The 20,156-nt window shown below is 64.9% G+C and carries 18 protein-coding genes; 17 read left to right on the top strand and 1 reads right to left on the bottom strand.

Annotation, left to right across the window (positions count from 1 at the left end; translation table 11 throughout):
• The first annotated feature begins 43 nt into the window (after window positions 1-43).
• From ABQU90_RS03480 to ABQU90_RS03400, 17 genes are all read left to right on the top strand, one after another.
• Window positions 44-937 carry an ABC transporter ATP-binding protein gene (locus tag ABQU90_RS03480; RefSeq protein ID WP_323521995.1) on the top strand — a complete coding sequence of 298 codons (894 nt, stop codon included), beginning with the start codon at window positions 44-46 and terminating at the stop codon, window positions 935-937.
• Between the two features lie 12 nt (window positions 938-949).
• Complete coding sequence (locus ABQU90_RS03475) at window positions 950-4,540, top strand: ABC transporter permease/M1 family aminopeptidase (RefSeq protein WP_323521993.1); 3,591 nt, start codon at window positions 950-952, stop codon at window positions 4,538-4,540.
• Between the two features lie 395 nt (window positions 4,541-4,935).
• On the top strand, window positions 4,936-5,385 hold the full coding sequence (locus tag ABQU90_RS03470; RefSeq protein WP_055845208.1) for a DUF2147 domain-containing protein: 450 nt from the start codon (window positions 4,936-4,938) through the stop codon (window positions 5,383-5,385).
• Window positions 5,386-5,643: 258 nt separating this feature from the next.
• A complete protein-coding gene (gene metG, locus ABQU90_RS03465; protein ID WP_323521992.1) occupies window positions 5,644-7,734 on the top strand; it encodes a methionine--tRNA ligase in 2,091 nt (696 codons plus the stop codon).
• 477 nt (window positions 7,735-8,211) lie between these two features.
• Window positions 8,212-8,802, top strand: a complete 591-nt coding sequence (locus tag ABQU90_RS03460) for an HAD family hydrolase (RefSeq protein ID WP_323521990.1) — start codon at window positions 8,212-8,214, stop codon at window positions 8,800-8,802.
• A 6-nt stretch (window positions 8,803-8,808) separates the two neighbouring features.
• Window positions 8,809-9,228 (top strand): Rnf electron transport complex subunit RnfB, encoded by a 420-nt coding sequence (rnfB, locus tag ABQU90_RS03455; protein ID WP_323521988.1) that lies wholly within the window; start codon window positions 8,809-8,811, stop codon window positions 9,226-9,228.
• A gap of 340 nt (window positions 9,229-9,568) precedes the next feature.
• Window positions 9,569-10,357 carry a hypothetical protein gene (locus ABQU90_RS03450; protein WP_323521987.1) on the top strand — a complete coding sequence of 263 codons (789 nt, stop codon included), beginning with the start codon at window positions 9,569-9,571 and terminating at the stop codon, window positions 10,355-10,357.
• Window positions 10,358-10,442: 85 nt separating this feature from the next.
• On the top strand, window positions 10,443-10,808 hold the full coding sequence (locus ABQU90_RS03445) for a hypothetical protein (protein ID WP_055845219.1): 366 nt from the start codon (window positions 10,443-10,445) through the stop codon (window positions 10,806-10,808).
• 58 nt (window positions 10,809-10,866) lie between these two features.
• A complete protein-coding gene (locus tag ABQU90_RS03440; protein WP_055845222.1) occupies window positions 10,867-11,430 on the top strand; it encodes a sigma-70 family RNA polymerase sigma factor in 564 nt (187 codons plus the stop codon).
• Window positions 11,427-12,263 (top strand): anti-sigma factor, encoded by an 837-nt coding sequence (locus tag ABQU90_RS03435; RefSeq protein ID WP_323521985.1) that lies wholly within the window; start codon window positions 11,427-11,429, stop codon window positions 12,261-12,263. Before ABQU90_RS03440 ends, ABQU90_RS03435 begins: the two co-directional genes overlap by 4 nt.
• Before the next feature lie 339 nt (window positions 12,264-12,602).
• On the top strand, window positions 12,603-13,598 hold the full coding sequence (locus ABQU90_RS03430; RefSeq protein WP_082473372.1) for an acyl-CoA desaturase: 996 nt from the start codon (window positions 12,603-12,605) through the stop codon (window positions 13,596-13,598).
• Window positions 13,595-14,845, top strand: coding sequence for an NAD(P)/FAD-dependent oxidoreductase (locus ABQU90_RS03425; RefSeq protein WP_323521984.1), 1,251 nt, complete (start codon window positions 13,595-13,597; stop codon window positions 14,843-14,845). Before ABQU90_RS03430 ends, ABQU90_RS03425 begins: the two co-directional genes overlap by 4 nt.
• Window positions 14,845-15,729, top strand: coding sequence for a DUF1365 domain-containing protein (locus tag ABQU90_RS03420; protein WP_161963872.1), 885 nt, complete (start codon window positions 14,845-14,847; stop codon window positions 15,727-15,729). The genes ABQU90_RS03425 and ABQU90_RS03420 overlap by 1 nt, the downstream gene beginning before the upstream one ends.
• Complete coding sequence (locus ABQU90_RS03415; protein ID WP_323521982.1) at window positions 15,726-17,012, top strand: class I SAM-dependent methyltransferase; 1,287 nt, start codon at window positions 15,726-15,728, stop codon at window positions 17,010-17,012. The genes ABQU90_RS03420 and ABQU90_RS03415 overlap by 4 nt, the downstream gene beginning before the upstream one ends.
• Before the next feature lie 3 nt (window positions 17,013-17,015).
• Window positions 17,016-17,561 (top strand): DUF2878 domain-containing protein, encoded by a 546-nt coding sequence (locus ABQU90_RS03410; protein ID WP_323521981.1) that lies wholly within the window; start codon window positions 17,016-17,018, stop codon window positions 17,559-17,561.
• Complete coding sequence (locus ABQU90_RS03405; protein WP_323521979.1) at window positions 17,558-18,340, top strand: DUF1295 domain-containing protein; 783 nt, start codon at window positions 17,558-17,560, stop codon at window positions 18,338-18,340. The genes ABQU90_RS03410 and ABQU90_RS03405 overlap by 4 nt, the downstream gene beginning before the upstream one ends.
• 17 nt (window positions 18,341-18,357) lie before the next feature.
• Complete coding sequence (locus tag ABQU90_RS03400; RefSeq protein WP_115553347.1) at window positions 18,358-19,428, top strand: SAM-dependent methyltransferase; 1,071 nt, start codon at window positions 18,358-18,360, stop codon at window positions 19,426-19,428.
• 375 nt (window positions 19,429-19,803) lie between these two features.
• Here ABQU90_RS03400 and ABQU90_RS03395 read toward each other — a convergent pair whose 3' ends face one another.
• Window positions 19,804-20,151 (bottom strand): RidA family protein, encoded by a 348-nt coding sequence (locus ABQU90_RS03395; RefSeq protein ID WP_115527410.1) that lies wholly within the window; start codon window positions 20,149-20,151, stop codon window positions 19,804-19,806.
• Between the last annotated feature and the right edge of the window lie 5 nt (window positions 20,152-20,156).

The raw sequence follows: 20,156 nt of genomic DNA, 5'->3' as shown, positions 1-20,156 counted from the left end.
CAACGCAATGAAGATCTAAGCATCCCGGGACACAGGAACGTCCATGCTGCAGATCCGTGCGTTGTCCAAGACCTACGCCAACGGCGTGCATGCGTTGCAAGGCGTCACGCTGGATATTCCTCGCGGCATGTTCGGATTGCTTGGCCCCAACGGGGCCGGCAAGTCGTCCTTGATGCGCACGCTAGCCACGTTGCAGGAACCCGATGCCGGCAGCGTCAGCCTCGGCTGCGCCGACGGCAGCAGCATCGACGTGCTCAGGGACAAGGACGCGTTGCGCCGCCGGCTGGGCTATCTGCCGCAGGATTTCGGCGTGTATCCGAAGGTCAGTGCGCTGGACATGCTCGATCACTTTGCGGTGCTCAAAGGGCTGACCAACCGTGCACAGCGCAAGGAGGTGGTCGAACGTTTGCTGCAACAGGTCAATCTGTGGGACGCGCGCAAGCGCAAGCTCGGCACCTACTCCGGCGGCATGCGCCAGCGCTTCGGTATCGCGCAGGCGCTGCTGGGCAACCCGCAACTGGTGATCGTCGACGAGCCCACCGCCGGGCTGGACCCGGAAGAGCGCAACCGTTTTTTGAACCTGCTGGCCGAAATCGGTGAGAACGTGGTGGTGATCCTGTCCACCCACATCGTCGAAGACGTCACCGACCTGTGCCCGACGATGGCCATCATGAACAAGGGGCAAGTGTTGCTGACCGGGAAGCCAGCCGATGCGATCGACATGCTCAACCAGCAGGTCTGGCGCAAACAGGTCAGCAAGCCCAGCCTGCCCGATTACGAAGCGCGCTTTACCGTGTTGTCCACGCGGCTGATTGCCGGCCATCCGGTGATCCACGTGTTCAGCGCCGACTGCCCGGAGCCGGGTTTCGAGCAGGTCGCACCCGATCTTGAGGATGTCTATTTCCAGCGCCTGCGCAAGCAAGCGCTGGCTGCCTGACGGAGCGCCGCGATGATCCTGGCGTTCCTGCGCTTCGAGCTGCGCGAACAGCTGCGCTCGCCCTTTTTGTGGTTGCTGGCCGCGCTATACGCATTGCTGGCCTTCGCCGCACTCTCCAGCGATGCCGTGCAGATTGGTGGCGGCATCGGCAATGTGCTGCGCAACGCGCCGACCGTCATTGCCAGCGTACTGGCGATCTTCAGTCTGCTCGGTCTGCTGGTGGCTGCCTTGTTCGTCAGCAACGCGTTGCTGCGCGATTTCGAGCTGGGCACTGCGGAGCTGGTGTTTTCCACACCGGTGCGCCGCCGCGATTACCTGGTCGGCCGCATCGGTGCGGCACTGATCGCCGGCACGGTGATGTATCTGGTGATCGCGCTGGGCATGTTCGTGGCGCAGTTCATGCCGTGGATCGACCAGGCGCGGCTGGGGCCAGTCGCGCTGTTGCCATACCTGTGGTCGCTGCTGGTGCTGATACTGCCCAACCTGCTATTCACCACCGCGTTGCTGTCGGTGCTGGCGGTGACCACACGCAGCATCCTGTGGGTCTACATCGGCGTCATCGTGTTTTTTGTGTTGTATGGCGTGAGCCGTGCGCTGCTGGCCGATCTGGATAACGTCTGGATCGCCACCCTGGCCGATCCACTCGGCATCCGCGCACTGTCGCAGACATTGCGCTATTGGTCGGCCGAACAACGCAACCTGCAGCTTCCTCCGCTAACCGGTTACCTGCTCGCCAATCGCGCCCTGTGGCTTGGCATGAGCGGGCTGTTGTTCACTGCGACCTTCGCACTGTTCCGTACCGAACGCAGCGGCACGCGTCGTCGACGCGGCGCGGCGCCTGCTGCATCCACCAGCGCACAGGCAGCCAGCGTGCGCGTCACCACCACCCGCCTCACCGTGACACCTGCCTTCGCGGCTAGCACCGCTTTTCAGCAACTGCTGCGCCAGATCCGTTTCGATACGCTCGGCGTGCTGCGCAGCGCGCCGTTCGTGGTGCTGCTGATCCTGGGCCTGGCCAACTTCATCCCGACCGCACTGTTCAATGCGCGCATGTACGGTACCGCCGTGCTGCCGGTCACCTCATTGATGCTGCAGGCACTGCAGAACAGCTACAGCTTTCTGCTGATCATCGTGGTGCTGTTCTATGCCGGCGAACTGGTGTGGAAAGAACGCAGCAACCGCATCGACGGCATCACCGATGCCATGCCGGTGCCGGACTGGGTTCCCCTGCTTGGCAAGTTTGTGGCCTTGCTGGCAGTGATCGCCAGCTTCCAGCTCGCCGGCGCGTTGACCTCGATCGCGCTGCAACTTGGCCGCGGCTACACCACGATCGAGCCGCTGCTGTATCTCAAGACCCTGGCGCTTGGCTCGGTGCTGTATGTGCTGATGGGCGGCATGGCCCTGGTGCTGCAGGTACTGAGCAACAACAAGTTCGTCGGCTACGCATTGCTGATGCTGGTACTGATCGGGCAATCGGCGTTGTCGCTGCTCGATTACACACAGAATCTGTACAACTTCGGAGCCTGGCCCAACGCTCCGTATTCGGACATGAATGGCTTCGGCCACTTCCTGCCCGGGCAGTTGTGGTTTCAAGGCTATTGGGGCGTGTTCCTGCTGGCCTTGTTGCTTCTGTCTTCGGCGTTGTGGCCACGCGGCGTCGGCCACGGACTGCGTCAGCGGGTGCGCCTGGCATTGCAGCGCTTGCGCGGCGCGACCGGCGTGGCATTGGCGGTCAGCCTGCTTGGCTTTGCAGCGATCGGCGGCTGGCTGTACTGGAACACCAACGTCTACAACAGTTTCCTGTCGCCGGAGCAGCAGCTAGACCTGCAAGCGCGCTACGAGCGTGATTACAGCAAGTACAGGGACCTGCCGCAGCCGCGCATCATTGCCGTGGATAACCATGTCGACCTGCATCCGGAAACGCAATCGGTGGTGATCGATGCCACCTGGACCGTGCGCAATCCTCATAGCGCGCCGATCAGCGAAGTGCATATCGGCATGCAGGGACGCACTGGCGACCGAAGCCTGGTCAACGTGGATCTGGGCGGGCAGACGCTGATCACCCACGATCGTGCGGCCGGCTACCGCATCTACCGGTTGCAGCGCCCGCTGCAACCAGGCCAAGAGCGCGTGTTCCGCTTCCGCGTGGACCAGCACCCGCATGGCATTACCGCCGGGCAGGCACAGACCGATCTGGTCGCCAACGGCAGCTTCTTCAATAGTCAGGTATTGCCCTGGTTCGGCTACAACAGCCAAACCGAGATCATCGACCGCAACGATCGCCGCAAGCGTGGTCTGGGTGAGCCCACGCGCATGCCTAAATTGGAAGACCAGGCCGCACGCGCCAACACCTACGTCAGCAACGATGCCGACTGGCTCAGCTTCGCCAGCACCATCTGCACCGCACCGGACCAGATTGCGCTGGCACCGGGCTATCTGCAGAAAGAGTTCCAGCAGGCTGGCAGGCGCTGCTTCCGCTATGTGATGGATCGCCCGATGCTGAACTTCTATGCCTACCTGTCGGCGCGCTGGCAGGTACGCAAGGCCTACTACAAAAAGATTCCGATCGAGATCTATTACGACCCCAAGCACCCGTACAACGTGCAACGCATGATCGAGAGCGTGCAGAAATCGCTGGCCTATGACGAGGCCAATTTCACCCCGTACCAGCATCACCAGGTGCGCATCATCGAGTTTCCGGGCTATGCGGGGTTTGCGCAGTCGTTCGCCAATACCATTCCTTATTCCGAATCGGTCGGTTTCATCGCCGACCTGCGCGACAAGGACGACATCGACTACGTGTTCTACGTCACCGCGCATGAAGTGGCGCACCAGTGGTGGGCGCATCAGGTGATCGGTGCGAATGTGCAGGGCGCCACGATGCTGTCCGAATCGCTGGCGCAGTACTCGGCGCTGATGGTGATGGAGCGCGAGTACGGGCGTGCGCACATGCGCCGCTTCCTCAAGTACGAACTGGACCGCTATCTGGAGGGCCGCGGCGGCGAGATCGTCGAAGAACTTCCGTTGTACCGGGTGGAGAACCAGCAGTACATCCACTACCGCAAGGGGTCGCTGGCGTTCTACCGCCTGCGCGAAGAACTCGGCGAGCAGGCGCTCAATCGCGCGTTGCAACGCTTCCTGCAGGCCAAGGCGTTTCAGCAACCGCCGTACACCACCTCGGCCGAGCTGCTGCAGGCGATTCGTGCCGAGGCACGCCCGGACCAGCAGGGAATGATCACCGACTTGTTCGAAAAGATCACCTTCTACGACAACCGTGTGGTTAGCGCACAGGCCCGCAAGCGCCCGGATGGACGCTTCGATGTGACCGTGCAGACGCAGGCAGCCAAGTTGCAGGCCGATGGCCGCGGCAAGGAACATGCGGTGCCGATGGACGACTGGATCGAAGTCGGGATCTACGGTCTGCCCGCGGGCAAGAACGCGCAGACGCCGGTACTGGCGCTGCAGCGCCAGCACGTCACCAGCGCCACGCCCAGCTTCACCCTGACCGTCGACGCCCTGCCCATCGAAGTCGGCTTCGATCCCGACAACAAGCTGATCGACCGGGTGCCGGACGACAATCGCAAGCGGGTGACGCTGCAATAGCGGCAATCGCGGTCACTGGCCGATGATCGCTGCTCGGCCAGGACCGGCGACGAGTACAGCCAACGACTGCAAGCGAGCCGAATGATTCCGCGACGGCCGACCTGACGACGCGCCCTGCGCGCTTCGTCGACTCAGCCACATCGAACGGACTGCGTTCGCCCGTCCTCCCGGATGTCGGACCACGCGCGTCGCACGACGGGATTTACCGACTCGGCGCCGGACCGCAAGCAGTCAGCCTGCGCAGCCGGCGTTCTCAGTGGAGCGGCTCGGCGACGGCACCGCAGCCGCGCGGCATGAACACATCCCGCAGTGCGGCTTTCCGCCACCATACCCCACGGTATACATTCGCCAACAGGCCGCCGACGGCGGCCACAGCAATCCCTGGGAGGGGAATCATGCGCAAGACCTTCAAGACCCTGATGGTGGCCCTGCCGCTGGCGGCCGCCTCGCTGCTGGCCCAGGCATCCGATTCGCCGGTGGGTCGCTGGAAGACCATCGACGACGAGACCGGCAAGCCCAAGTCGGTGGTGCAGATCGAACAGGCCGCCAACGGCACGCTGAGCGGCAAGGTGGTCGAGATCCTGCAGTCCAACAATGGCCCCAATCCGATGTGCGACAAGTGCGACGGCGCGCTGAAAGGCAAGCCGATCAAGGGCATGACCATCCTGTGGGGCCTCAAGGCCGACGGCACCGCCGTGTGGGGTGGCGGCTCGGTGCTGGACCCGGCCAAGGGCAAGACCTACAAGGCCAAGATCACCCTGACCGAAGGCGGCAAGAAGCTGCAGATGCGCGGCTACGTCGGCATCGAGGCGCTGGGCCGTACGCAGACCTGGGTGCGTGAGTAGCCGGGATTGGGGAATCGGGATTAGGGATTCGCAAGAGCAGGCGCCCGTGAGGGCGCCTTTTTTATGTGTCGACGCATCTCCGCAGGCTGGAGCCCTGTTAGGCGGGATCATTGGCAGCTGGTGCCTCAAAGACGGCTATCGCCGCGCGCCCGGAAAATCAGGCGGCCTGATCCTGCTTTGACGAATCCCCAATCTCCATGCCCCAATCCCGGCTCTCGACTAGTGCGATAATCGCGTGTCCCCCGCATCACGCCTGCCATGACCCGCACCGCACTTGTCACCACCGCTCTCCCGTATGCCAACGGTCCGCTGCATCTTGGCCACCTGGTCGGTTACATCCAGGCCGATATCTGGGTGCGCGCGCGCCGGTTGCGCGGCGACAAGACCTGGTTCGTCTGCGCCGACGACACCCACGGCACGCCGATCATGCTCGCGGCCGAGAAGGCCGGCGTCACCCCGGAAGCCTTCATCGCCAACATCCAGGCCAGCCATGAGCGCGATTTCGCCGCGTTCGGGGTGACCTTCGATCATTACGATTCGACCAATTCGCCGGTCAATCGCGAGCTCACCGAGGCCTTCTACAACAAGCTGGAAGCAGCCGGCCATATCAGCCGGCGCTCGGTGGCGCAGTTCTACGACCCGGCCAAGGGCATGTTCCTACCGGACCGCTACATCAAGGGCACCTGCCCCAACTGCGGCAGCGCCGATCAGTACGGCGACAACTGCGAAGTGTGCGGCGCCACCTACGCGCCAACCGAGCTGAAGGAGCCCAAATCGGTAATTTCCGGGGCCACGCCGGAGCTACGCGATTCGGAGCACTTCTTCTTCGAGGTCGGCCATTTCGATGGCTTCCTGCGTGAGTGGCTGGCCGGCGATGTGGCGTTGCCGGGCGTCAAGGCCAAGCTCAAGGAATGGCTGGATGCCGAAGGCGGCCTGCGCGCGTGGGACATCTCGCGCGATGCGCCGTATTTCGGCTTCCAGATTCCCGGCCAGCCGGGCAAGTATTTCTATGTGTGGCTGGATGCGCCGATCGGCTATCTGTGCAGTTTCAAGACGCTGTGCGCGCAGATGGGCGAAGACTTCGACGCGCATCTGGTGGCCGGCACGCAGACCGAGCTGCATCACTTCATCGGCAAGGACATCGTCAATTTCCATGGCCTGTTCTGGCCGGCGGTGCTGCACGGCACCGGCCATCGCTCGCCCACGCGCCTGCATGTCAACGGCTATCTGACCGTGGACGGCGCCAAGATGTCCAAGTCGCGCGGCACTTTCGTGATGGCGCGGACCTTCCTGGATGTCGGCCTGGAGCCGGAGGCGCTGCGTTATTACTTCGCCGCCAAATCCTCAGGCGGCGTGGACGATCTGGACCTCAACCTGGGCGATTTCATCGCACGGGTGAATGCCGATCTGGTCGGCAAATTCGTCAACCTGGCCAGCCGCTGCGCCGGCTTCATCGGCAAGCGCTTCGACGGCAAGCTGGCCGACACGCTGCCCGATCCGGCGCAGTACGACCGCTTCGTCGCCGCGTTGGCGCCGATCCGCGAGGCGTATGAGCGCAACGATGCAGCCAGCGCGATCCGCCAGACCATGGCGCTGGCCGACGAGGCCAACAAGTACATCGACGACACCAAACCGTGGGTGATCGCCAAGCAGGACGGCGCCGATGCGCAGCTGCAATCGGTCTGCACCCAGGGCCTGAACCTGTTCCGCATCCTGGTCGCCGGACTCAAGCCGATCCTGCCGCGCACCTGTGCCGAAGCCGAGGCGTTTTTGTCGGCGCCTATGACCAGTTGGGACGATGTGCAGCGCCCGCTCACGGCGCACACGATCCAGCCCTACACCGCCCTGTTCACCCGTATCGACCCCAAACAGATCGACGCCATGACCGACGCTTCAAAAGACACCATGGCCGCACCTGCGGCTCCGGCTGCGACCAACGCCAGCAGTGCAACGGTAGCCAAGACCGATGCAAAAGCAACTACGCCGGCCAATTCCCCTGCCTCCGTCTCGAATACAGGTCTTATTGGCATCGACGATTTCGCCAAGCTCGATCTGCGCATCGGCAAGGTGCTGGTGTGTGAGTTCGTGGAAGGCTCGGACAAGCTGCTGCGCTTCGAGCTGGATGCCGGCGAGTTGGGCAAGCGCCAGATCTTTTCGGGCATTCGCGGCAGCTACGGCGAACCGGAAACACTGGTCGGCCGCAGCGTGGTGTTCATCGCCAACCTGGCCCCGCGCAAGATGCGTTTCGGCATCAGCGAAGGCATGATCCTGTCGGCCGGCTTCGACGGCGGCGCGCTGGCGCTGTTGGATGCCGATAGCGGCGCCCAGCCGGGTATGCCTGTCAGGTGAAGCGGGAGTGGGGAGTCTGGCTTGGGATTCGGGATTCGGGATTCGGGATTCGGGATTCGGGATCAGTAGAAGCCAGAGCTGATTGTTGAGGGAGACCTGACACGAGTGCTTGGCGTGTCCCCTCATCCGCCCCTGCGGGGCACCTTCTCCCGCGCGCGGGAGAAGGAGTTAGATCAACGCTGGAGCAACCCCTCTCCCACCGGGAGAGGGGTTGGGGTGAGGGTACGTGGCGAAGCCCTGGTACCGTTGCACTTGCACGTGGCTCCGTCCGCCCCCTCATCCGCCCCTGCGGGGCACCTTCTCCCGCGCGCGGGAGAAGGAGTTAGATCAGCGATGGAGCAGCCCCTTTCCTGCATGCGGGAGAAGGGAGATAGATCAACGCTGGAGCAGCACCTCCCCCGCATGCGGGAGAGGAGAACAACCAGTCACCGCGCCCTCACCCCATCCCGAATCCCAACTCCCCAATCCCAGCACCCCATGCACCTGGCCCTGTTCGACTTCGACCACACCGTCACCACCTGCGATACCTATGCGCGCTTTCTGCGCAAGGTCGCGACGCCCGCGCAGTTGGCGTCGGCAAAGTGGCAGGTCGGTCCGTGGGTGCTGGGTTATCGGCTGGGCCTGGTGTCCGCTGCGGCGTTGCGTGCACGTGTGACCCGCATTGTCTTCAGCGGCCGCACGCTGGATGAGATGGCCGCACACGGCGTGGACTACGCGCGCAGCGCGCTGCCGGGCGTACTGCGTGCAGAGATGATGCAGCGCATCGACTGGCATCAGGCGCAAGGGCACGAGGTGGTACTGGTGTCGGCGTCGGTGGATCTGTATCTGCAGCCGTGGTGCACACAGCACGGGCTGTCGCTGATCTGCAATCGGCTGGAGCACAGCGATGGCCGCCTGAGCGGGCGCTATGCCGACGGCGATTGCGGCCCGCACAAGGCCGCGCAGATTCGCGCACGCTACGATCTGTCGCAGTACGCATGCGTGCATGCCTACGGCGACAGCCGCGAAGACACGCCGATGCTGGCACTGGCGCACCAGCGCTGGTATCGCGGCAATCCGGTGCACTGAGCGCGCATGCCCAACCCCGCGCCCACGTTGGTCGAACGGCTCGACCGCCTGCTGCCACAGACCCAATGCGGTCAATGCGGCTACGACGGCTGCCGCCCCTATGCGCAGGCCATGGCCGATGGGCTGGCCGGTGTCGACCACTGCCCACCCGGCGGCGATGCCGGCGCGCGGGCCCTGGCGCAGGTGCTGGAGGTACCGGCACGCCCCTTCGATCGCAGCCGCGGCGCGCACAAACCACAACAAGTCGCCTGGATCGTGGAGGCCGATTGCATCGGCTGCACCAAATGCATCCAGGCCTGTCCGGTGGATGCGATCGTCGGCGGGGCCAAACACATGCATACGGTGATCGCGCCGTTGTGCACCGGCTGCGAGCTGTGCCTGCCGGCGTGCCCGGTGGATTGCATCGAGCTGCACGCCATCGGCTAGGCGCCGCAAGCGCGAGCCGCTGCGCCGCGAGCCCAGCACGGCCGGCGCCGGATGTCGCAACTGTCGCAGGTGGTTCTGCGGCTGCCGCGCGCAAGCACCCAACCGATGACACGCGTGCCGCGGTGTGCCAGTTACCCGAATGCACGCAGCAAAGATGGCGCGGTCTTGCGGCGTGATCGCAGGCAGGTTCCACGCGCAACGCCCGGCATCGCGGCACCGCCCAAACCACCAGCCCGCGCGACCGCGTCCTACATTCCGTCAGGAACGTCCTGACGCCGCCGGCGCATCCATGCTGCGGCGGCGCCCGTATGAGTAGGCACTCCCATCGAGGAATCGGCCGATGCGCCCATTTGCTGCTGTCGTTGCTGCGCTGGCACTCCGCTGCCGGCCGATTCCGCCATTATTGCTGCTGGTGCTGGGCAGCCTGCCGCTCAACGCGGTGGCGGTCACGCGGGTGGATGGCGACGTCTTCGATGCCGACAAGGGCGCCCTGCGCTACCGCGAATCGCACTGGCTGCTCGACGGTGGCGGGCGGCTGGTGCTGTACCGCTGCCCGAATGGGCAACCGTTCGCACGCAAACAGGTCGATGGCGGCAGCAGCTCGCCCGACTTCAGCCTGATCGATGGGCGCGATGGCTACCGCGAAGGCGTGCGCACGCGCGGCGGCGTGCGCGAGATGTTCCAGCAACAGCCCGGTAAACCCGAACGCAGCACGGCATTACCGGCCGGCAAGGACGAGCGTGTGATCGATGCCGGTTTCGATGCCTACCTGCGCAGCCACTGGGAGGCACTGGCCAGCGCATCGCAACGGGTGGACTTCGTGCTGCCCAGCCTGCAACGGCAGTTGGCGTTCCGGGTCGAACGTCTCGACGACAGCGCCGGCCAACGTCGCTTCCGGATTTCGCTCGATGCCTGGTATGGCGCAGCAGTGCCATCGCTGGAGGTGCGTTACTCCATCGCCAACAAACGCCTGCTCGAGTTCCGCGGCGTGGGCAATCTGCGCGATACGCAAGGGCGCTACCCGCGCGTGCGCATCGTGTTTGCGGACACCGCTGCGCGTGCTGCCAGCGCGGACGACCTGCGCCAGGCACGCGAGCAGCCGCTGACCAAGAGCTGCAACGCATCGTGAGCCAGGCCCGCGCCATCTTCACGTTCGACCACGCGCCGTTGCGTACAACGGCCCGGGCACCCATTGCCCGTACAGGAGCACCTCCATGGCAAAAGCTTATCTCTGGCTCAACGCAGTGCTCTACGTCGTCCTGGCGATCTGGTGCACGCTGTCGCCGGCCAAGACCGCAAACGCAGTCGGCTATACCCAGCTGTCGCCGGCCGGGCAATCGGAGTATCTGGTCATCTATGGCGGCCTGCAGTTGGGCATGGCGTTCCTGTTCGGTTACTTCGCCTGGATCAATCAACCGCGCACCGGGCTGCTGGTCGCGCTGGCGTTCTACGTCCCCATCGTGCTGTTCCGCAGCGTCTCGCTGTCGCGCTTGTGGCCGGTTTCCGCACCAACCGTCGCGCTTGCCGGTGTCGAGATCCTGTTGCTGCTCGCCGCCGTGCTGTTGTGGCTGCGCAAGTGACAGACAGCGCCTGCACAGTCCGGTAGCATCGCCCCCACCTTACCCAACGCCCGATCGCATGAGTGCCATTCCTGGCCAGGACGACGATGAAACCGGACGCCTGCTGACCGCAACTGCGGGCGGCGACCGGCATGCCTTCGAAGCGCTGTACCGGCAGACCTCGCCCAAGCTGTTCGGGGTCTGCCTGCGCATGATCCCGCAACGTGCCGAGGCCGAAGAGGTGCTGCAGGACGTGTTCACGCTGATCTGGCACAAGGCCGGTCAGTTCGATCCCAGCCGTGCCCGCGGGCTGACCTGGCTGGCGATGATCGCGCGCAACAAGGCGATCGATCATCTGCGTGCCAACGCGCCGCAGCGCCGCAACGTGGCGCTGGACGATGCCGGCGAACTGCGCGATGGCGATGCGTCTCCGCTGGAACGCACCGAGCGCGCCAGCACGCGTCGTCGCATCGACCACTGCCTGGCCGAACTCGAACCGCCGCGCAGCGAACTGATTCGCACCGCGTTCTTCGAAGGCATCACCTACGAAGAGCTCGCCGCGCGCACCGACACACCGATCGGCACGATCAAAAGCTGGATCCGTCGCGGCCTGGCCAAACTCAAGGCATGTCTGGAACGATGAGCACGCCCTTTCCCATCGACCAGGAACCGCCGCGCGACGTGTTGGCCGGCGAGTACGTGCTCGGCCTGCTGAGCGCAGAAGAACGTCTGGCGGCAGAACAACGCATTGCGACCGACGGCCAGTTCGCCCAGGCGGTGCTGCAGTGGCAGGATCTTCTGGCCCCGTTGCTGGAAGAAATCTCCGCCGTGACCCCGCCCGATCAAGTGTGGGCGCAGGTGCGGCAGACGCTTGGCTTCGACACGCCGCTCCGTGCGGTGACATCGGCCGCGCCTGCAGCCACCACCGGCAAGCCGGCCGCGCCATTGTGGAACAACGTGCGCGTGTGGCGTTGGGCCAGCGCTGGGGGTCTGGCGACCGCTGCAGTGTGCGTGCTCGCGTTGTTGAACCTGCGCACGCCGCCTGCACCGGTACCGCCTGTTGGTGATACGCCGGTGGTACAGACCCCGGTCACTCCGCCTGCGACCACCACACCGCCGGCCACCGGCATTGCAATGACCTCCACGCTGGCCACCGAAGACGGGCGTCCGGGCTATGTGGCGCTGATGGATGCCGACAAGCACACCATCACGGTGACGCCGCTGGATCGCACCGCAACGGCCGACAAGGTACCCGAGCTGTGGCTGATCACGCCGGACGGCAAGGCGCATTCGATGGGCATCTTCGACGATCAGCGTGCGCGTCGCGCGCAGATCCCGGATCAGCTGATGCCCATGCTCAGCAACGAGGCGATTCTGGCGGTGACGCTGGAACCGCCGGGTGGTGCACCGGGTGGCGTGGCCACCGGCACCGTGGTTGCCAAGGGCGGCATCAGCACGCTGGCAATGGCGCCCTGATCGGGCGCATGAGCACCTGCTGCGCGGCCGCGAGACGCGGCGCAGCAGGTGCTTGAGAGGGCCACCTCTCCTCACTGGCAATGCGTGCCATCCGTCCGGGATGAGCACGGCTGCGTAGCGCTGCTCCTGCACGCTCGCCTGCGCCGCCCACGCAGGCAACTTCACAAGCCACCTCATCAGCGTCAGTGATACTGAGCGCACACATCCGGGTGCGCGGTTGCGTCATTGCGCTGCGCAAACGCGCCAATCCTGTCCTTGCATGCGACGATCAAGCGACCTGGTGCATCTGTTTGCCGGCAGCTTGCGTAAAGGGTGTCGATAACCTACGGAGAACCACGCGTGCCGAGCACTGGACTCGACCCCCGCGCCGCAACGCCTCAACCCTCGCCCACACGTCGTGGCTGGGTTGCATCGCGCATCGGTAGCCTGCGTCGCTGGGTAGATTCGCAAACCGATGAGCCATTGGACGAGGCGCGCGCCGATCGTATCGACTGGCTGCGCGCCCTGCCCTTCATCGCGCTGCATGTGGCCTGCCTGTCGGTGATCTGGGTGGGCGCATCGTGGTTTGCGGTCGCCCTCGCACTGGCGCTGTATGCGCTGCGCATGTTCGCGCTCACCGGCTTCTATCACCGCTATTTTTCTCATCGCGCGTTCAAGACCTCGCGCGTGTTGCAGTTCGTGTTTGCCGCCATCGGTGCGACCTGCGTGCAGCGCGGGCCGCTGTGGTGGGCGGCGCATCACCGCAACCACCACCGGCATACCGACACCGGCCGCGACCCGCATTCGCCGGCCCAGCACGGGTTCTGGTGGAGCCACACCGGTTGGTTCCTGACCCCGCGCAACTTCCGTACCGATTGGGAGGTGATCCCGGACCTGCGCCGTTTCGGCGAGCTGCGTTTTATCGACCGCTTCGACATCGTGATGCCGGTGCTGCTCGCGCTTGGCCTGTATCTGCTTGGCGACTGGCTGGCCGACGCTGCGCCCGCGTTGCACACCAACGGCCCGCAGCTGCTGGTCTGGGGATTCGTGCTGTCCACCGTGGCCCTGTTCCATGCCACTTTCACCATCAATTCGCTGGCACACCGCTTCGGTAGCCGGCGGTTCGAGACGCGCGACGACAGCCGCAACAACTGGCTGCTGGCGCTGATCACCTTCGGCGAAGGCTGGCACAACAACCACCATTTCTTCCCCGGTTCGGCGCGGCAAGGCATGCGCTGGTGGGAGTACGACGTCACCTGGTACGGCCTCAAGGCGATGTCGTGGGTGGGGTTGGTGTGGGATCTCAAGCCGATGCCGGCAATGCTCACCCGCCGCGCGCAACGGGTGGCGCGATGAGCGAGGGCAGGATTGCCGTGGTCGGCAGTGGAATCGCCGGCCTGGGCGCAGCGTGGCTGTTGTCGCGTCGCTATGAGGTTTCCCTGTTCGAGGCGGCCGATTATCTCGGTGGCCACACCCACACGCACGACATCCAGCTGGATGGTCAGCGCTATGCGGTGGACAGCGGCTTCATCGTGTTCAACCCGCAGCACTATCCGTTGCTGACCCGCATGTTTGCCGAGCTGGACGTGGCATCGCAGCCGACCACGATGAGTTTTTCGGTGCACGATGCAGGCAGCGGGCTGGAATACAACGCCGGCAGTCTGGATGGATTGTTTTGCCAGCGGCGCAATCTGCTCAGCCCGCGCTTTTGGCGCATGCTGGCGGACCTGCGGCGTTTTTATCGGCAGGCACCGGCCGTGCTGCACAGCGACGAGCGTTTCAGCACGCTGGGCGCGTATCTGCAACGGCATGGTTACTCGGCAGCGTTTCGCGACCAGCACCTGGTGCCGATGGCGTCGGCGCTGTGGTCCTCGCCGTCGCAGACCATTCTTGAATTTCCGATGGGCCAGCTGATCGGCTTCATGGCCAACCACCACATGCTGCAGATCAGCGGCCGGCCGCAGTGGCAGGTGGTGCGCGGCGGGTCCAACAGCTATATCCGTGCATTGCGTCGGCGCTGGCAGGTGCTGGAGCGCCTGTCCACGCCGGTGCATGCGATCCGGCGCACGCCCGATGGCGTCATGCTCGCCTCGCTGCGCGGCGAAGAGTACTTCGACGAGGTCGTGCTGGCCTGCCATGCCGACGATGCACTGGGATTGCTGAGCGATGCCACCCCGGCCGAGCGAGAGATCCTGGGCGGCATCACCTACCAGGACAACGACACCGTGCTGCACACCGATGCACGCGTGTTGCCGCGCGACAAGCGCGCCTGGGCAGCGTGGAATGCACATGTGCCGGCCGACCCGCAGGCGCCCTGCACGGTGAGTTACTGGATGAACGCGCTGCAGTCGATCGATGCGCCGCAGCCCTTCATCGTCAGCCTCAATCGCGACCATGACATCGACCCGGCCAAGGTGCTGCGGCGCATGCGCTATCGCCACCCGGTGCAGAATGCTGCCGCGCTGGCGGCGCAGGAGCGCAAGGCGGAGATCCAGGGCCGCCACCACACCTGGTTTGCCGGTGCCGCATGGGGCTTCGGCTTCCACGAAGACGGCCTGCGCAGCGGTGTGGACGTGGCCCACGGCCTGGGAGTGACCTGGTGATGCAGCTGCTGCGCGAAGCCAGCACCGACGCCGTGCCGCTGCCTCCTGGTGAGGACAGCGGCACCGGCAGCGTGGCGGGCGGCTTGCGCAGCGCGATCTATACCGGATGGGTGCGGCATCGCCGCTTCGCGCCCAAACCGCTGGATTTCCGTTACCGCCTGTTTTTGATGTACCTGGACCTGTCCGAACTGGATCAGGTGTTCGCCCATCGCTGGCTGTGGTCGGTAGGTCGCGCCAATCTGGCGCAGTTCCGCCGCAGCGATTATCTGGGCGACCCCACCGTTCCGCTGGATCAGGCAGTGCGTGATTGCGTGCAGGCGCAGACCGGCGAGCGCCCGGACGGCGCCATCCGGCTGCTGACGCATCTGCGCTACTTCGGCCATGTGTTCAATCCGGTGAGCTTTTATTACTGTTTCGATCGGTATGACGGTTTGCGCTGGATCGTGGCGGAAATCACCAATACACCCTGGCAGCAACGGCACACCTATGTGCTGCCGGTCGCGCAAGCGCGCACCCATCGCGACGTGCATGCATGGCGGTTCGACAAACGCTTCCACGTGTCGCCGTTCATGGGCATGCAGCACCGTTACGACTGGCGCTTCAGCGTGCCGGATGCGCAGCTGCGCGTGCACATGGATGTCCTGGACGCCAATGACGACGACGCTGCCGGCGCAATCGACAACAGCGGCACGCGCCGCTTCGATGCCACGCTGGTCCTGCAACGTCAGCCGCTGACCGCACGCACGTTGGCGCGCACCTTGCTCGCCTATCCCTTGATGACCGTGCAGGTGGTGCTCGCCATCCACTGGCAGGCCTTGCGCCTGTGGCTGCGCGGCAATCCTGTCCACGATCACCCCCATCCGCCTGTGCGAGATCCCCGATGAACGCCACGTCCCTGCCCGATACTGCTGCGCCACGCGCGGCTTCCTGGACGGACCGCCTGCTGCGCAAGCGCCTGCTGGCCACCTTGGGCGAACTGCGCGACGGGCAGCTGCAGCTGCACGAAGGCGATGCGGTGACCACGCTAGGCAATGCCAGCGGTGCGCACGCGCTACAGATGCAGTTGCGCGTCATCGACCCGGATTTTTATCGACAGGCCGCACTCAACGGTAGCGTTGGCGCGGGCGAGTCGTACATGGATGGTCAGTGGCAGTGCGACGATCTGGTCGGGCTGATGCGCCTGCTGCTGCGCAATCGCGACCGGCTGGATGCGATGGAAACAGGCACCGCGCGCCTGGGTGGCTGGGCGATGCGTAGCCTGCATGCATTCGCCCGCAATACCCGTAATGGCAGCCGACGCAACATCGCCGCGCATTACGACCTGGGCAACCCGCTGTTCAAGCTGTTTCTGGATGACAACCTGATGTACTCGTCGGCGATCTTCGTCGATGGCGAAGAAGCGCAGGGCGAAGCGGCGCTGGAACGTGCGGCCACGCGCAAGCTCGAACGCATCTGTCAGAAATTGCGCCTGGGGCCGCAACACCACGTGGTCGAAATCGGCACCGGCTGGGGCGGTTTTGCACTGCATGCGGCGCGCGAACACGGTTGCCGGGTCACCACCACCACCATCTCGCGCGAGCAGTTCGACCTGGCGACGCAGCGTATCGCCGATGCCGGCTTGAGCGACCGGGTCACGGTGTTGCTGAGCGACTACCGCGATCTACAAGGCCGCTTCGATCGCGTGGTGTCGATCGAGATGATCGAGGCGATTGGCCACCAGTATCTGGACACCTACTTCGCCAAGGTCGGCAGCCTGCTTGCCGATGATGGCGAGGCGCTGATCCAGGCCATTACCATCGAAGATCACCGTTACAAGCAGGCGCTGCATTCGGTGGATTTCATCAAGCGGCATATCTTTCCCGGCAGTTTCATTCCGTCGGTCGCGGCGATGACCGGCGCGGTGGCGCGTGCCAGCGATCTACGTCTGTTCCATCTGGAAGATATCGGCCCGAGCTATGCGTTGACGCTGCGCGCCTGGCGGCAGCGCTTCATGGCGCAGCTGCCGCAGGTGCGCGCACTGGGCTACGACGAACGCTTTATCCGCATGTGGGAATTTTATCTGGCGTATTGCGAAGCCGGCTTTCTGGAGCGTTCGATCGGCGACGTGCACCTGTGGCTGAGCAAGCCCGGCGCGCGCCCACCGCAGTTCGTACCCGATCTTGCGTGACGTATGAAGCAGCTCGGTAACTATCTCGGCTTGCAGGTGCTCTGGGTGGTGGCAGTGGCCGCCGCCGCGGACGGGCGCGTGTGGCCGCCGCTGCTGGTACTGGCGCTGTTTGCGCTGTATCAACTGTGGCCTTCGCGACGCGCGATGGGCGATGTGCCGTTACTGATCGCGGCATTGGCGCTGGGCTTGCTGCTGGACACCACGTTGGCGGCCGGAGGCTGGGTGCGTTATGCCGCACCCTGGCCTGGCAGCGTGCTCGCCCCGCCTTGGATCCTGGCGCTGTGGCTGGGCTTTGCGCTCACGCTCAATCATTCGCTGCGCAGCGTGATGCAACGCCCCTGGCTGGCGGTGTTGCTGGGCGCCATCTTCGGCCCGTTTTCGTACTGGCTGGCGCAACGCAGCTGGCATGCGGTGGAACTGGGGCCACCGTTGCTGCATGCGGTCCTCGCGGTCGGCATCGGCTGGGGCGTGGCCTGCGGTGTGTTGTCGCTGTATGCACGGCGTCTGGCGCGACCATTGCCACACCATAAGACCGGAGAACTGCAATGACTGTGTGGCCGCTGCTGCATGTGGGCGTATTCGCAAGTGGGGTGATGGTGCTGGGCTGGCTCTGGCAGCGCCGCAGCGGCAATGCCGGCCCGGTCGACGTGTTGTGGGCCGCCTGCCTGGCGGTAGCTGCGCCGTATTGCGCGTGGATGTCCGACGGTGCGCCGCTGCCGCGCGTGTTGGTGGCAGTGCTTGGTGGTCTATGGGGCGCACGTCTGGCCTGGCATCTGGGTGTCCGCGTGTTCGGCGACCCGCACGAAGACGGCCGTTATCGCGCGCTACGTGAGCATTGGAACGGCGACCAGCGCAAGTTCCTCGGCTTCTTCCTGGCCCAGGCGGTGGTGGTGGTGCTGTTTGCGGTGCCGTTCCTGGCTGCGGCCAGCAACCCGAACCCGGCATGGAGCGTGTGGAGCACGCTGGCGATCGTGGTGTGGTTGATTGCGGTCGGTGGCGAGGCACTGGCCGACCGGCAGTTGTCTGCGCACAAGGCCGACCCGGCCAATCGTGGCAAGACCTGTCGCACCGGGCTGTGGCGGTATTCGCGCCACCCCAATTATTTCTTCGAGTTCGTGCACTGGTTCGCCTATCTGGCCCTGGCGGTCGGCGCCGGGCCCTGGCCGGTGGCGCTGTGCGCGCTCGGGCCGGTGGTGATGTTCGTGTTTTTGTATCGCTTCACCGGTATTCCCTACACCGAGCAGCAGGCCCTGCGCTCGCGTGGTGAGGATTACGCGCAGTACCAGCGCACCACCAGTGCGTTTTTCCCGCTTCCCCCTTCGTCCTGAGTTGCCTGGAGAGTTGCATGTCCACCGTCACCGCCCCGCCCTCCGCGCTGCCCGAAGAAGCTTTTGCCACCCGTCTGGCCGAATCCGGCGTGCTGCCCGACGCCGCGTTGCGTCACGGCATACGGCGTCTGTGCGCGCAGCGTCTGCGCGATGAGCGCGGCGGCGATGCCGATGCCAACGGCGAGCGGCAGCGCGCTTTCATCGACAGCCTGCGCGCCAGCGCGATCGCGATCGAAACCGATGCCGCCAATCGCCAGCACTACGAATTGCCACCGCAGTTCTTCACCCTGTGCCTGGGCAAGCGGCTGAAATACAGCAGCTGCTATTGGGACGCGAGCACGCCGAACCTGGACGCGGCCGAAGAACGCATGCTGGGGCTATACGGCGAACGCGCCGAGCTGGCCGACGGCCAACGCATTCTGGAGCTGGGCTGCGGCTGGGGCTCGCTGACCTTGTGGATGGCCGAGCGCTACCCCAACGCCACCATCACTGCGGTGTCCAACTCGCGCCCGCAGCGCGCGCATATCCTGGAGCAGTGCCGCGTGCGCGGCCTGGGCAACGTGCAGGTCATCACCGCCGACGTCAATGCGCTGGCACTGCCGCCGGGTAATTTCGACCGCGTGGTGTCGGTGGAGATGTTCGAACACATGCGCAACTACCGCGATCTGCTTGCACGCGTGGGCAGCTGGCTGGCGCCCGGCGGCAAGTTGTTCGTGCACATCTTCTGTCACCGCGATCTGGCCTATCCGTTCGAGGTGGCTGGCGAAGACAACTGGATGGGGCGGCATTTCTTCACCGGCGGGCTGATGCCGGCGGCCGATACGCTGCTGCATTTCCAGCAGGACGTGGTGATCGAACAACGCTGGGTCTTGTCGGGCGAGCATTACGAAAAAACCGCCAATGCCTGGTTGGAAAATCAGGACCGCCATCGTGCGCAGATCATGCCGCTGTTGAAGCAGACCTACGGCGACGACGCGCAGCGCTGGTGGCAGCGTTGGCGCATGTTCTGGCTGGCCTGCGCAGAACTGTTCGGCTACGACCACGGCCGCGAATGGGGTGTGGCGCACTACCGCTTCGTCAAACGCTGAGCGCACAGCGCGTTCAAACGCCTGCGTGGCGATGACTGGCAAGCAGGGGCGCACCTCGATAGGCATCCGCGTCTAAACATCACGCGAGCCGTCGCAATGGTTGGCATGCAGCGTAGGCGCAACCCGCTAGGCGCACCGATCGCGCGATGGGCGCAACGCGTCGCAAGCCAGGTCAGCGGCCAACGCGCTTCAAACCGCCGACGGTGAAGCGCGCCCTGCACAACGCGGCTGACCCAATGCCATGCAGCGTCATCGGTGCCAGGCGCATACGGCGTTCACGAAAACCCAGTGCGCGGGGATGACAAACCGATACTGGACACGGCCGCACACCCTATCGGATGCGCGGCCGTGTTGGTTACCGCATGGAGTGCGCGATCAGCCCGCCGCGGCGGTGATCACGATCTCCACCTTCCATTCCGGCCGCGCCAATTTGGCTTCGACCGTGGCGCGTGCGGGCGTGAAGCCGTGCGGCACCCATTCGTCCCATGCGACGTTCATGCCGTCGAAATCGGCGATATCGGCCAGGTAGATTTCGGCGCGCAGGATCTTGGTCTTGTCGCTGGCCGCCAGCGACAGCAGTTTGTCGATCTCGGCCAGCACCTGGCGGGTCTGCCCGGTGATGTCTTCGCTGGTGTCATCGGCAATCTGGCCGGCCAGGTAGCACACGCCGCCATGGACGGTCATCTCGGACATACGCGGACCCGCATCGAATCGCTGCAGCATTTCAG

It is taken from the genome of Xanthomonas sp. WHRI 10207 (assembly GCF_040202975.1).
Classification (GTDB): domain Bacteria; phylum Pseudomonadota; class Gammaproteobacteria; order Xanthomonadales; family Xanthomonadaceae; genus Xanthomonas.
Note: the sequence above shows the minus strand (reverse complement) of the source record. Positions and strands in the feature narration are given on the sequence as shown.